The 14,160-nt window shown below is 33.6% G+C and carries 11 protein-coding genes and 1 pseudogene; 2 read left to right on the forward strand and 10 right to left on the reverse strand.

Features of this window, described 5'->3' with window-relative positions; translation table 11 throughout:
- Nucleotides 1-18: 18 nt before the first annotated feature.
- The 6 genes from ACFCYN_RS13330 to ACFCYN_RS13355 all read right to left on the reverse strand — a co-directional run bounded on the left by ACFCYN_RS13330 (nucleotide 19) and on the right by ACFCYN_RS13355 (nucleotide 7,737).
- Nucleotides 19-2,154 (reverse strand): glycoside hydrolase family 36 protein, encoded by a 2,136-nt coding sequence (locus tag ACFCYN_RS13330; protein WP_375949771.1) that lies wholly within the window; start codon nucleotides 2,152-2,154, stop codon nucleotides 19-21.
- A gap of 12 nt (nucleotides 2,155-2,166) precedes the next feature.
- Nucleotides 2,167-3,012 carry a carbohydrate ABC transporter permease gene (locus ACFCYN_RS13335; RefSeq protein ID WP_098121207.1) on the reverse strand — a complete coding sequence of 282 codons (846 nt, stop codon included), beginning with the start codon at nucleotides 3,010-3,012 and terminating at the stop codon, nucleotides 2,167-2,169.
- 23 nt (nucleotides 3,013-3,035) lie between these two features.
- Entirely contained in the window at nucleotides 3,036-3,986 is a 951-nt protein-coding gene (locus tag ACFCYN_RS13340; protein WP_216854158.1) for a carbohydrate ABC transporter permease, read from the reverse strand.
- A gap of 109 nt (nucleotides 3,987-4,095) precedes the next feature.
- Complete coding sequence (locus ACFCYN_RS13345) at nucleotides 4,096-5,394, reverse strand: ABC transporter substrate-binding protein (protein ID WP_257131595.1); 1,299 nt, start codon at nucleotides 5,392-5,394, stop codon at nucleotides 4,096-4,098.
- A gap of 187 nt (nucleotides 5,395-5,581) precedes the next feature.
- Nucleotides 5,582-6,604 carry a LacI family DNA-binding transcriptional regulator gene (locus tag ACFCYN_RS13350; RefSeq protein ID WP_375949773.1) on the reverse strand — a complete coding sequence of 341 codons (1,023 nt, stop codon included), beginning with the start codon at nucleotides 6,602-6,604 and terminating at the stop codon, nucleotides 5,582-5,584.
- 398 nt (nucleotides 6,605-7,002) lie between these two features.
- Nucleotides 7,003-7,737, reverse strand: a complete 735-nt coding sequence (locus ACFCYN_RS13355; RefSeq protein WP_172445012.1) for a GntR family transcriptional regulator — start codon at nucleotides 7,735-7,737, stop codon at nucleotides 7,003-7,005.
- A gap of 356 nt (nucleotides 7,738-8,093) precedes the next feature.
- Here ACFCYN_RS13355 and deoD point away from each other — a divergent pair, with 356 nt between their 5' ends.
- Together deoD and ACFCYN_RS13365 are read left to right on the forward strand one after the other, a co-directional pair.
- Complete coding sequence (gene deoD, locus ACFCYN_RS13360) at nucleotides 8,094-8,804, forward strand: purine-nucleoside phosphorylase (protein ID WP_172445013.1); 711 nt, start codon at nucleotides 8,094-8,096, stop codon at nucleotides 8,802-8,804.
- Between the two features lie 352 nt (nucleotides 8,805-9,156).
- The gene (locus tag ACFCYN_RS13365; RefSeq protein ID WP_375949776.1) at nucleotides 9,157-9,399 is read left to right on the forward strand and encodes a hypothetical protein; all 243 of its coding nucleotides are present in this window, start codon (nucleotides 9,157-9,159) and stop codon (nucleotides 9,397-9,399) included.
- Between the two features lie 104 nt (nucleotides 9,400-9,503).
- Here ACFCYN_RS13365 and ACFCYN_RS13370 read toward each other — a convergent pair.
- From ACFCYN_RS13370 to ACFCYN_RS13385, 4 genes and pseudogenes are all read right to left on the reverse strand, one after another.
- A pseudogene (locus ACFCYN_RS13370) lies at nucleotides 9,504-10,069 on the reverse strand (SpoVR family protein); the annotation flags it as partial.
- A 256-nt stretch (nucleotides 10,070-10,325) separates the two neighbouring features.
- On the reverse strand, nucleotides 10,326-11,660 hold the full coding sequence (glnA, locus tag ACFCYN_RS13375) for a type I glutamate--ammonia ligase (protein WP_172445015.1): 1,335 nt from the start codon (nucleotides 11,658-11,660) through the stop codon (nucleotides 10,326-10,328).
- Nucleotides 11,661-11,776: 116 nt separating this feature from the next.
- Nucleotides 11,777-13,078: a glutamine synthetase family protein gene (locus ACFCYN_RS13380; RefSeq protein ID WP_375949778.1), complete on the reverse strand. Its 1,302-nt coding sequence runs from the start codon at nucleotides 13,076-13,078 to the stop codon at nucleotides 11,777-11,779.
- A gap of 57 nt (nucleotides 13,079-13,135) precedes the next feature.
- Nucleotides 13,136-13,537, reverse strand: coding sequence for a MerR family transcriptional regulator (locus ACFCYN_RS13385; RefSeq protein WP_172445017.1), 402 nt, complete (start codon nucleotides 13,535-13,537; stop codon nucleotides 13,136-13,138).
- Between the last annotated feature and the right edge of the window lie 623 nt (nucleotides 13,538-14,160).

Here is a 14,160-nt window from a genome sequence, read left to right on the forward strand (position 1 = left end):
TAAGAACTTGATGAATTTTTAGTTTTTTTTCTGATTGTTTACTGTAACTTCAAATAGTCTTGCAGCATTCCTTTTAGGAATATTAACTGTTAATGTGCCACTATGTTTGTTCCATTTGTAATCTACTTCACCTTTTGATGGATAAGCTAATTTCACTTCTACATCTTTATTATTTAGATGGTTTAAAGGGATAAAGAATTTTTCCTCACTTGAATCCTGTCTCCAAACGGCTATAAAATTCTTATTTCCGTTTCTTAAGGCAAAGCTCATCCAAGAATCACCAAGATTAGGTAAACCGGTTGGCCAATAAGGGGTACTAGTTGCGATGTATTGACGAATTGTTTTATAGTATTCAATTGCTTCTTTTACTAAAAGAAAGCGTTCTGGACTTATTTCAGCAAGATGTCCGCTTTGATGAATTCTTAGGAGTAAGCTATTTACCATGTTAAAAATTACTTCTTCTTCATCTCCTTCTTTTAACGGATATGACCAAACTGCACACTGTTCGGGTGTTACTAGAGAGGCAGCTGCAGCAGCTATTGTACCATTTTTTAAGTAGTCTGTTTGATCACTGCTAGATTGAAGGCTATGACGGCTTAGTAAACTATAATCCATTCGCATCCCACCGCTACTACAGTTTTCGATTACTAAATCAGGATATTTTGCAAATATTTGATCAAGCCAGCCTAAATAAGCCCGGTTATGCTCAAGTAAACCATCACCCATTGAATCTGCATGATAATCAGTACCCACTCCAGCATTAATGTTATAGTCCATTTTGATGTACCCAACACCATACTCGGCTACTAATCTATTAATTATTCCAGTTGCAAAATCTCTTACCTCAGGATTTCGATAATCTAACTGATACCTAGAATGATCAATCACTCTCTTACCATGTCGCAGAAAAAACCATTCATCTGGAACTTTACTTGCAAGTGGGCAGTTGATTCCCATTACTTCTAGCTCTAACCAAAGTCCAGGTACCATACCCATGCTCCGGATATAATTTAAAACTTCAGTAATTCCATTTGGAAAACGCTCTTTAGAAGGAATCCACTCCCCTACTCCATCCCACCAATAACCATCTGAATACCACCCACAATCGATGCAAAAATATTCGCAACCAGCTTCAGTTGCAGCATCAATTAGCGGTAGCAATTTTTCTGTCGTTGGGTCGCCGAATAAGCAATTCATATAGTCATTAAAAATTACTGGTAAATGTTTATTATCATTATTTGGACGACGAATTCTTCTACGATATGTAGTAATTTCTGAAATTGCATTTTCCATCCCCCCACAAATTGCGCCAATTGCAACAGGTACAGAAACAAAGGTTTCGCCAGGAATTAGCTCTTTCCACCACTGATTCTCATTTTCTGTAGGTCCACTTAACTGTAAATAAAGTGAACCCGCTATATCGCTTATTTCCCAATGCCAAGAACCGTGGTGTTCAATTTGCCAAATAAAACCTGTTCCAGTCTCTGTATTTTCTAAAAAAGCCATTGGAACATATTGTGAAGTTGACCACGTTCCAGTACTTGAATAAGATAATCTTTTCATTGAAAATTCATTAACTGTGTATAACCCCAATTCGGTCAATGAGTATTGTTGCCATTGTGCTTCTCCATACCATGTATTATGGGGGATATGTAATCTCATTTTTTCCTCTCTGTTTGCTAACCCCTCTTTATCAATACCTGTATAAGCAAAAGATGAAACATACTCCATACCAACTGGCTCGTTTCCTTTATTAACAACCTCTGTCCACGTTCTTACAATCTGAACACCGTTAAAAAATTGCAAAAATGAATTGACCTCAACATTAGTTACTTCATCAATCATTTCAAACACAATTCTACGGCCGTTTAAATTGCCAGTATCCATAAAATTTCGTAATTTTAATCGTCTCCCCGGATTTGTTACAGTATGTTTTGAACCATGATGATAATTTTGATTTTCACCAGAAAAATTAATTTCAACAAGACGATACTTACTTCTTTTACGATCATCCCAATTTAAATACTCATTTGAAGGAATAGACGAAAAGTGAAGAAATCTAACATCTTTGTCCTCGGTGACCTCAAATGCAAGGAAAATTCCGTTTTCTTCGATTTTGATTATTTTTCCAACTTTTTCTATTACTTCTGACATGTTGAAACCTCCTTATCCTTTAACTGAACCAGCTGTCATACCTTCGATCAAATATCTTTGTAAATAAATGAACATAATGACGATTGGAATTACTGCTAACACAGATGCAGACATGATACTACCCCAATCTGTAGAATATAGCCCTTTAAAAAGTGTGATTCCTGGTGTTAACGTACGATGAGCTTCGTCATTAATGAAAACATAACCAAACATAAACTCATTCCAAGCGTTAACAAACGCAAATAGTGCTGTTGCTACAATACTTGGAATAGAAATCGGAAGGATAATTTGAAAAATTATTCGAACCCTTGAACAGCCATCCATTTCCGCTGCTTCTTCTAACTCATATGGAATAGAATCAAAGAATCCTTTTAACATAAAAGTGCATAAAGGAACCATAAACGTTGTATATGCTAGAATCATAGATGCATATGTGTCCAACAAGCCAAACCTTTGCATCAAGATATAAAGTGGTACTAATAATAGAACCCCTGGAATCATCTGAGATAATAGCATCGTTATATTTAGGAATTTAACCCCTTTAAATCTTTGAAACCTACTCAATGCATAGCCAGCAAAGATCGATACCAATATCGATATAAGCGTTGTAGAAATTGCAACTATGAAACTATTCATAAAAAACGTAATAAATTTTGTATTTACTAGCACATTTTGAAAATGTGAAAAAGTAGGATGTTTAATAAAGAAACTAGGATGGGTACTACGTATTTGATCAGTTGGTTTCAAGGACGTAACCAACATCCATAGAAATGGGAACACGCAGAATATCGAGATGACGATTAGTACAACATAGGTTACAATTTTACTGACGAGCATCCTTCTTTTACTCATTAGCATGTCACTATCACTCCTTACATAGATTAAACTCTATTTTTTCTGACATTATAGTAGTAATTGACTACAAAAATAGTAATCATAAATCCGATCATCATCGTTGCCAAAGCTGATGCTGACCCAACATCAAACTGTTTCATTGCATACCGATAGATCATAATTGGGAGGGTTTCAGTCGCATTAAGTGGTCCGCCTTCTGTCATTACCCAAATAAAATCAAAATTTATAGCTGTCCAAATTAGATGTATAAATATTAATACAACTGATACCGGTTTTAATTGTGGCAACACAATTTTAAAAAACCGCTTCATCGCACCTGCTCCGTCAATCGCTGCTGCTTCTAATAATTCTTTAGGAATCGATTGCATTGCAGCTAGTAAACAAATAGTATAGTATGGAAAACTTCTCCAAATATTAACAAAGGTTACTGTTAGCAATGCTGAATTTAATTCACCTAACCAATAGTAAGGTTTATCTAATATCCCAAACTTTGTAAGAAGAAAATTAATAATTCCATAATCAGGGGTTAACATCCAGATCCATGTCGTTCCCGCAATGACAATTGGAACAACCCAAGGTATAATAATTAATCCTCTAAAAATCGCTCTTCCTTTTAACTTTTGATTTAAGGCTACTGCAGAAATTAAACCTAAAATAAACTCACCTGCTACAGAAAGTACAGTCCAGATGGTCGTATTGGAAAGTGCCTTAGTAAAATTTTCATCATGAATAACATTTTTATAATTTTCCAATCCCGAAAAGGAAGTTTTTAAAGTACTAACGAGGTTTTTAAAATGGAAGCTATCCCACACGACATTGATCAGAGGCAATGCAATTAGGGCAAGAAAGAAAAGTATCGCAGGAATTATAAATAAATAAGCTTGAAACATATTCTTCTTTTCTTTGGAAAGTCCCCGTTTCACTTTTACTTGTTTTAATCCAAATTCTTTATTAACTTGCTTAGTTTCTATGTTCAAGAGTATGTACCCCCACTTTCGATACGGATGTTAAACGGATGATTTTAAGTAATAAAAGAGCAAGTATTGCTTGCATGCCTATACAATACTTGCTACTTCTTAAACGAATTTATTTACCGCTAAGTTCGCCTGATTTCTGTAAATCACTATTAATTTGATCTGATAACCATTCTGCAACTTTTTTAGGACTTTGCTTTTGCAATAATGACTTTGCAAGTGCATCCTCCATACTTTTTGTAACGCCACCTAAAGAGATTTCAGGATAGGTTACTCCAGTTGACGCTAAGTCAGTAAAACCTTTACCCCACTGGCTATCGCTGACAACATCTGTACGTGGAGAATTAGTCGGACGAATGTTAGATTGCCATTCTTTTCCTAAGATATAGCTTGCAAATTCCCATGTTTCTTTCGGATGTTTACTGTTTTTGTATAAATATAGAGGGCTAATTTCTAGGAATGTTGCTGGTTTTTCCTTATAAGGAGGAGCTGCTACTTTTACATCTTTCATTTCTTTAGGATTTTCTTTTGCTCGATCTTCAATCCATGGTCCGTTTACGACCATTGCATACTGTCCAAGAGAGAAGTTAGTATCTTCTTCTTCCCATCCCCATGCTTTCGCATCCGCTGGAATTACGCCTTTATCTTGCATTTCTTGATAAAATTTAAAAACGTCTGCCGCTTTTGCAAGTTGATCGGGATTATCTTTCCAAGTATTTTTGAATTTGCCATCATCCATTTTCTCAGCAATCTTAAGATCATTTGAAGCTAAGTATGCAAGTAGCTCTTGAGGCGAACGCACTCCTGCACCTGCTATACCGAAAGCTGGTTTACCAGTAGCTTTTTTAATATCACCTGCTACTTTAATTAAATCGTCAAAGGTTTTTGGAGGTTCTTGAACCCCAGCTGCTTTTAACATATCTTCATGGTATAAAAGTGCTCGAATTCCCAAATATTGAGGTAGAGCAGTAACCTTCCCTTCGAATGTTAGGGCTTTCATTACATTCGGATAAATTTTATCTTTATCAGCCCAAGCATTTACATAAGGAGTTAAATCCTGTAAAGCACCCATTTTGTTAAATTCTCCATACCATTCACTTAACCCCCAGCTTAAATCTGGAGCTGCACCACCACTAATTGCTGCTACTAATTTATCGTGAAGAGCATCGAACGTAATAACTTGCGTATTAATCTTAATATTTGGATGCTCATCTTCAAATTTTTGAATTTGCTCTTTCGTTTTTTTCTCTTCTTCAGAACCTGGTGCCCATGAAGCCCAGTACTGCAAAGTCACTTGTTTATTTCCGTTTTTATCAGTCGAAGCTTCTTTCGAATTATTACATCCGGCTAATGTAGTCGAAAAGACGAGTAGTAACATAAATATTATTAAAAAGGACTTTTTCTTCACCACTATAAAATCTCTCCCTAAGATTTTTTATAAAATAATTACAAATTGCAAACTCTCATATTCACTAAAGTAACCACTTTAAGACAAAATGCTAGAATGATGGTTAAGAAATAACTAATGCTAAACATTAGAAAACTATGTAACTACTAATCTTTTTCTACATAAAACCACCTCCAATATTGATCATCTTTCAAACACCACCACTACTTTCTCTGACGATTAATTTTGTTGGAACTGTTACTTTTAAAGGAATATTCCTCCCGTTTATCCGGTCGAGTAATAGCTTCACTCCCGTTTGCCCCATCTCTTTTGTAAATACTTTCACAGTTGTTAATGGTGTGCTCGCAAAACTTGCCAATTCAATATCATCGAAACTAACAATTGCTATATCATTTGGAACTGAAAGCTTTGCTTCTTGGAGTGCTTTTAATGCACCAATTGCCATTGGATCACTCGAAATAAAGAAAGCATCAGGCAGCTCCTTTTGTTGGATAGCCTTTTTCATTAACTCATACCCTTGAGACATGGAATATTCCCCAATAAATGTATACTTTTGGTTATATATCCCTCTTTCTTTCATTAGCGTTTCATACGTTGTAAGACGTTTATCTTCAATAACAACTGTCTCATTTTTCAAATATTCAATATCCACTCCACCTATATAACCTATCCGCTTGTATCCTCGCTCAAATAAATGCATCAATGCGGTTTCTGTAGATTTAACAAAATCAATAACAACTGAATCATATAAATCTTCATCTGGAGAATGATGGATATATACCACGTTTTCAATGTTATCGCTAATAGCTTTGAATGCCCTTTCACTAATTTTCCCAACTATTATAATCCCACCTAAATCTTTAAATAGGTGATTTGAACCAATATCATTCCACCTAAACATGAAAGTCGAAGAAATACCTTGGTTCAGCAATTCCTCTTCTACTCCTTGTCTAATTGTTAGGAAGTATGGATCAGCCATTTCTTCTTCCAATGTTTTAGAAAGTAAAATCCCAACACTAATCCCTGGCTTATCTGATTCCTGCTGTTCAACTCGCCTTTCTAAAACTGTCTTATACCCTAGTTCCTTTGCAGCTTGTATTATACGTTCTCTCGTTTCTTCTAAAACTGTAATCTTTTGATCATTATTTAAAACTCTTGAAACAGTAGCTGGTGACACTTGAGAAAGTTTTGCTATATCTTTAATAGTAGCCATATTATGAACCTCTCTACGTAATATTTTAGTGATTTTTAATTTATATTTACTAATTTATTTACTGATTATATTTGTATGTTAACAGATACTGTAAATGCTTTCAATATCTTTTTTCTAATTTTTCTAAAAATTTCAACAAAACAACAGTTTAACTGCAGAGCTTAATCAAATTTTATTGTATATAACCACTAAATATTACCGGTAAATTATTTACTAAAAAAATAAATCCATATTTAGTTACTTAAAAATTTCCTGACGCATAAAAAAACCACCTAAAAAGGTGGCTAGATTTTCGATTTTCTTTTCTATTCATCCCTTCAGAACTTTTAATAAAATCGTTCTGCAGTTTTCATTTGCATTTCTTCTTTTTTACTATTCTTTATAAATCGCTTATTCCACTATTTGTTTATTCGATTAATTTTTATTGAACTAAGTTCGATTGGAATATAAATCTTATTTTTAAGTACAATATTCCCCAATGAGTTATATAGATTTTCAATTAATAATACGAATAAATTATTATTTGAACGTAATTCATAATTTGAAGAAGGAAGGACTGATTCTGTAAATTTTATTTCGATTGTCGATGAATGTATTAGCATATAAATATCTTCTTCAAGTATTTTTAATACACTTTGTTGATCGTTAAGATTCATTTGATATTGGGAAGCTGTTTCACTTGGGAACATTGTAAAAGCATGTGCGACTATTTTATCTTTAGATTTGTACCATCTATTAAACCTAATCATCACTGCTGAATCTTTATTAAAGATCCTTTTAATGTAATCATAATCGTCCGAAAAACTAACTTCTAGAGAAGCATCTATATCATCAATTGTTTCTGTACAGCATTGAAAAACAGTATTTTCAATTTTTTCTAGGCCAACACTTCTTATATTCACATTTTGTTTTATAAAGTGCCCTTGTCCATGAATTGTTTCAATATAACCGTCCTCTTTTAGTAAACCCAATGCTTGTCTTAAGGTCATTCTACTAACATTCATCATCTTAGATAGTTCTGGTTCTGAAGGAAGCTTACTTCCAATCGGATAGACTCCCTCATTAATTAGTTTAAATAATTTTTCATAAATCTCTACATATAGAGGTAATTTTTTTTTATTTTCAACGGACATAACAACACTCCTTATAAGTATTATATCGAGTTATGAATTATTCGCAATCTTGTCTGTTAAGTGTAAAGGGAAAATACAATTAAAAAATGCGAAAGTTTAAGTTGTTATTGCTTTCTATATTATGTTGAAATATAATTTAGTTGTATCGAATTAGACAACTAAGTATACAACTATATTTCATGGTACAAATTCAGTCTTTTTGGAACTTATTGTTTTTGTTTTATTTTGTAAGCGAAAACATATTAAGAAAGAATGAAAAGCTTTAGATAAATTGACATGCGAAAAAGGAAGAATATTAGTTGTATAGGTTTTCTTAGTTACGTAAATAAAAAGAGTAGAAATGGAGAGAAGATAATATGACAACACCACATAATACTGCTAAAACAGAAGAAATCGCAAAAACAGTTTTAATGCCAGGGGATCCACTACGTGCGAAATATATTGCGGAAACTTATCTAGAAAATCCAACTCAATTTAATACTGTACGTAATATGTTTGGCTATACAGGAACTTATAAAGGTAAACAAATGTCTGTAATGGGATCAGGAATGGGCATGCCAAGTATAGGAATTTATTCATACGAATTATATAAATTTTATGATGTAGAAAATATTATCCGTGTTGGTAGTGCAGGTGCTTATACAGATGAACTAAACATTCATGATATTGTGCTTGTAGAAAGCGCTTGGAGTCAATCAACATTTGCAAAAACTCAAGCAGGCGTAGAAGGTGACATTCAGTACCCTTGCGAAACCTTAACAAACAAAATTGAAGAAACTGCAAAACAGATTAATACTCCGATCGTTAAAGGAAGAATACATTCAAGTGATGTATTTTATTATGAAAGTTCAGTGCCAAATTTTGTTGATTTTTATAATGACCATAAGTGTATTTGTACTGAAATGGAAAGCTATGCACTTTTTCATAATGCGAAAGTATTAGGAAAGAACGCAGCTTCTTTACTTACAATTTCAGATTCTTTAGTTACTCATGAAGAGATTAGTGCTGAAGCAAGACAAACTTCATTCGATAAAATGATGAAACTTGCATTAGAAGCTTGTTTGTAAAATGTAGAAATATTAGATGTATTTAGGTACAATAGCATTTATTAGTAACTTAGGATTTTTGGGGATTGCTTTATAATAGTAGAAAACGTTAAAAATCAAACAAAAATTTTATAAATAATAATATAGATATTATTTGAAAATGAAGACAAAGATTAATTAATCTTTAATTCAACAAACACATGCGTTAGTTATTATGAAAAGCAGCCAATGGCTGCTTTTTTATATCAGCATTTTGAAGGATAGTTGATTAATGCATGGTATAATTAGCTTTTAATTCATTAAGTGATTAAAAATAATAATATGGATTAACAATTAAAGTCTTACAAAAAAATTTTAAAAAAGGGTTGAAGTAATGGAGAAAATTTGTGGGCCGTGTTCTAAAAATATAGGAATCTCTAAAGAAGAACGCATGAAACTAGCAGACTCACGTATTAACAAACAGATATACATCTGTCCAAATTGCGAAAATGAGCACAGTTATGTAAGTGCAGTAAAATTAGCTGTTCAAGTAAATAATACTTCGAAACAAGTAATTGAAAAGAAAAAATCCACAAAGAAAAAGATAGTGGAATCAGAACAATTTACATTATTTTAGATTTAATATTTCCATAAAGTCGAACTTTTTATTTCAGAATTCAAGTTGAATACTGGCTAAATTAGCAAGCAATTCCTACAAAAAAGCCACCTTTTAAAGGTGGTCTAAATATACTTCCGATGAATATTCTTCCCATCATAACTAAACAACACAGACTTATTCTCAATATTCATCTCTAAATGTACAACTCTACCTCACAACTGATGAATAAAAGGCATTACCTTCTCCACATAATTACATCTAATCCCATAATTTTGATCTCTCACATTTTCCCATGCCTTGTCGGTAACCTTATATTCCTTACCCCGTCGCTGGATTAAATACTTTCTTCACACATGACAAGCTCTTTTGTTAAGTAGTTTCGAATAAATGGGCTATCGGACTCTAATTCACGAACTTCAAACATTTTTTCTCTTCCGCTGCCAGGTTTTACACCTAACTCACACATTTCTTTAGATGGATGATTGTATCATTCTTCAATGTCTCCAAACATACGTAATCCTAAGTAATATGGATTAAAGCTTGTTTTCGATGGTTGAACAGCAACCGCCTTTAGTTTCGCGTGTTCGCTTGCTTAGTTTGAGTCTAGGTTCAGTTCACTCATGATGCGGATGTGCCAGTAACTTGCCCAGCCTTCATTCATAATCTTAGTTTCAAGACATAGCCAAAATTACGCCATTATTTCAGCATACCTTGTTTCGTTCCATCTAATTCACGACTATAATTTTGATTACATAAAAGTACGTAAGCAATATACTAAACATTCACCTATCAATGAAGATTTTTCTATGTAGGCAGTGTTCACTTTAATTTTTTTAATAATTTTCCGGGCATTTATCGGGCATTTTTTGAAATATTTTATAATACGAAAATAGCCCGTTAATAGAAAAAACCCTCAACGCCAACAGCGTCAAGGGTTGATTTGATTAATATACTGACATGTATTGATCTCTTTCCCAAGGGTGAACTTGAGTACGGAAGATATCCCATTCGATTTCTTTTGCTTCTACAAAGTGTTCGAATAAGTGAGATCCTAAAGCACCTACGATAACTTCATCAGTTTTTAATAGGTCAAGTGCAGCTGCTAAAGTTGCTGGTAAGTCGATGATACCAACTTCTTCGCGCTCTTCTTTAGACATAACGTAGATGTTACGGTCTACTGGAGCTGGAGCTTCTAATTTGTTTTTGATTCCGTCTAAGCCTGCTGCTAATAATACTGATAATGCTAAGTATGGGTTTGCAGCTGGGTCAACTGAACGTACTTCTACACGTGTGCTTAAACCACGAGATGCAGGAATACGAATTAGTGGACTACGGTTTCTTGCAGACCAAGCAACGTAACATGGAGCTTCGTAACCTGGTACTAAACGTTTGTATGAGTTTACAGTTGGGTTTGTAACAGCTGTAAAGTTTGGTGCGTGTTTTAAGATACCTGCGATAAAGTGACGTGCAGTTTCGCTTAAACCTAATTCACCAGACTCATCGTAGAATGCGTTTTTGCCATTTGTAAATAATGATAAGTTACAGTGCATACCTGAACCGTTAACACCGAATAATGGTTTTGGCATGAATGTTGCGTGTAAACCGTGTTTACGTGCGATTGTTTTTACAACTAATTTAAATGTTTGAATGTCATCACAAGCTTTGATTGCGCCAGCATATTTGAAATCAATTTCATGTTGTCCTGGAGCTACTTCGTGGTGAGATGCTTCGATTTCAAAGCCCATTTCTTCAAGTTCAAGAACGATATCACGACGGCAGTTTTCACCTAGGTCAGTTGGAGCTAAGTCGAAATAACCACCTTTATCGTTTAATTCAAGAGTTGGTTCGCCTTTTTCATCTAATTTAAATAAAAAGAATTCTGGCTCAGGTCCTAAGTTGAAATCCGTGAAGCCTAAAGCTTCCATTTCTTTTAACATACGTTTTAAGTTATTACGAGGATCTCCTTCAAATGGAGTACCGTCTGCATTGTAGATATCACAGATTAAACGAGCTACTTTTCCTTTTTCAGCAGTCCATGGGAATACTACCCAAGTGTCTAAATCTGGGAATAAGTACATATCTGATTCTTCGATACGAACGAATCCTTCGATTGAAGAACCGTCAAACATCATTTTATTATCTAAAGCTTTTTCAAGCTGACTTACTGGAATTTCAACGTTTTTGATAATTCCTAGTAAATCCGTAAATTGTAAACGTATGTACTTTACGTTTTGTTCTTTTGAAATACGGAAAATATCTTCTTTAGTAAACTTAGCCATTATAAAAGTTCCCCTTTCGTATGCAACAAACAAAATTAGTCTAACACACTTTAAAATAGAAAAGTAGAGAGATTCTACTTCCACTTTTCTATTTTTTTTATTTTAAATTTTAGTGATTAGCAGTTTAAATATGTTTCTTTTTCCCATTCTGATACACGCAGTCGATATGCATCCCATTCTTCTTTTTTGTTTTGAAGGAAGGAATAAAATACGTGTTTCCCTAAAACTTGTTGTAAAAATTCACTGTTTTCTAGTTCTGCAACTGCTTCAAGTAAGCTTCCAGGTAATGTTTCAATTCCTTCTGCTTTTCTTGTTACATCATCCATCTTATACAAGTTTTCACTACGTTCAGATGGAGGAGTTAATTTTCTTTCAATTCCATCCAATCCTGCAGAAAGTAATACAGCTAAAGCTAAATATGGATTTGCAGATGGATCTGGATTTCGTACTTCGATTCGAGTACCTGCACCTCTTGCAGCTGGTATACGAATTGTACATGTACGATTACTTTGTGACCAAGCTACATAGACTGGCGCTTCATAACCTGGCACTAAACGTTTATATGAATTAACAGTTGGATTTGTGACTGAAGCATTTGCTCGAGCGTGTGTTAATACACCTGCAATAAATTGTCGAGCTGTTTCAGATAACCCAATTGAATCATGTTGATCATAAAATGCATTACCATTATCATTTCCTAGACTCATATGACAATGCATACCTGAGCCATTTTCACCGAATATTGGTTTTGGCATAAATGTTGCAACTAAACCATGTTTTTCAGCAATTGTTTTAACTGTATATTTAAATAATTGAATATTATCAGCTGTTTGTAATCCTGGTGCGTATTTCCAATCGATCTCATGTTGACCGATTGCGACTTCGTGATGTAAAGCCTCAACTTCTAATCCTAATGACTGAAGTGCTTTCGTAATTTCACGACGTATTGTAACTGTTTTATCTAGGGGAGCTACATCAAAATATCCACCGTTGTCATTTGGCACTAATTGATTTCCTTCTTTAGAAAATAAGAAGAATTCTGGTTCAGGGCCGACATTAAATGAAGTAAATCCTTTATCAGTTGCTTTTTCAATTGCACGTTTCAATACATTTCTTGGATCACCTTCAAACGGTGTCCCATCAGGATAATGAACATCACAAATGAAAAGTCCAACTTTCTCTGTAACATCAACTTTCCAAGTATTCAAATCTGGAAAAAGCATCATGTCACTTGCTTCAATTTTCGTGAAGCCATTAATACTTGAGCCATCAAACATAGTTTCGTTGTTAAGTATTTTTTCAATTTGAGTAATCGGTAGTTCTAAATGTTTGAATACCCCTTCTATATCTGTAAAAAATAACTGTACAAACTCAAGGCTATATTTATCAACAGATTTTAAAATCGTTTCTTTAATCATTTATATTTCCCCCCATATAAATATAAAAGCTAGAAAAATCCGGTCTTAATCAATATCTTAATGAAAGAATCGAGACATATCTCCTTGGCGTAGAGAAGTTTTTCCTAATTTACCATTTTGATATAACTCTTGGCGAAGCATTTTTCGAAGCTGTTCATCTGATATTGATTTTTCAACTATAACTTGTTGCACGACAGTTTCTTTGGATTTTTCTGACGATTTTAAATGGAGTACTTCTTTAATTCCTGCTAAATTCAAGCCTTGTTCGATAAATGTTTTTATCTCTAATAATCGATCGACGTCGTTGAAAGAAAATAATCTACGATTACCTTCAGTACGTGCCGGTCGAATTAAATCATGCTCTTCATAATATCGAATTTGTCTTGCAGATAATTCAGTTAACGAAATGACTATTCCAATCGGGAAAAGTGGCGTTGAGCGTCTTACTTGATCATTCATAGCAATGCTCCTTTCGTTCTTCTATTAGTATTTTATTCCATGTCAGATAATCTGTCAATATGATGTTAGAAAATCTAACATGAAATTATTTGTTTTTTATTCTATGCAATATTTATTAAAATTCTACTATTTATTTAAAAAAAAGAGCCCATCCGAATGGTCAGCGTATCGACACATAGGCGGCCTATTTTAAATTCCAAAAAAATTGCAGTTCTTCGTCTGTCTTACAGCTAAATGTGGGTATTTTTGAAGTATTTTTCATTTAGATTTGCATGTATGATCCTCATTTATAGATTTCCAGCTGTTTTCGTTACTTTTTTACTTCATTTAAGGTGAATTAGCGCAAATTTACTAAATTTTTATTTTTGTGCATCTACTTTTGAGCAATTGTTATGATCAGATACCCTAACCCGTATGGGTAATATCTTATCCAAATTAGAATTCCTGTTAATTTAATTGCAGTTTCACTATTTTTATTTGCAGATTCTCTAGTTTTATTTGCACTACGACCTTTATTTGCAGTTTCACTTTACTTAATCGCACCTTTCACAGTTTAATTTGCACGTTCAACTCAAACTACTCTTATTTTTGAATTTCCTATAAATATAAAAATAAGGATGCCT

The organism is Gottfriedia sp. NPDC056225 (assembly GCF_042267765.1).
GTDB lineage: Bacteria > Bacillota > Bacilli > Bacillales > Bacillaceae_G > Gottfriedia.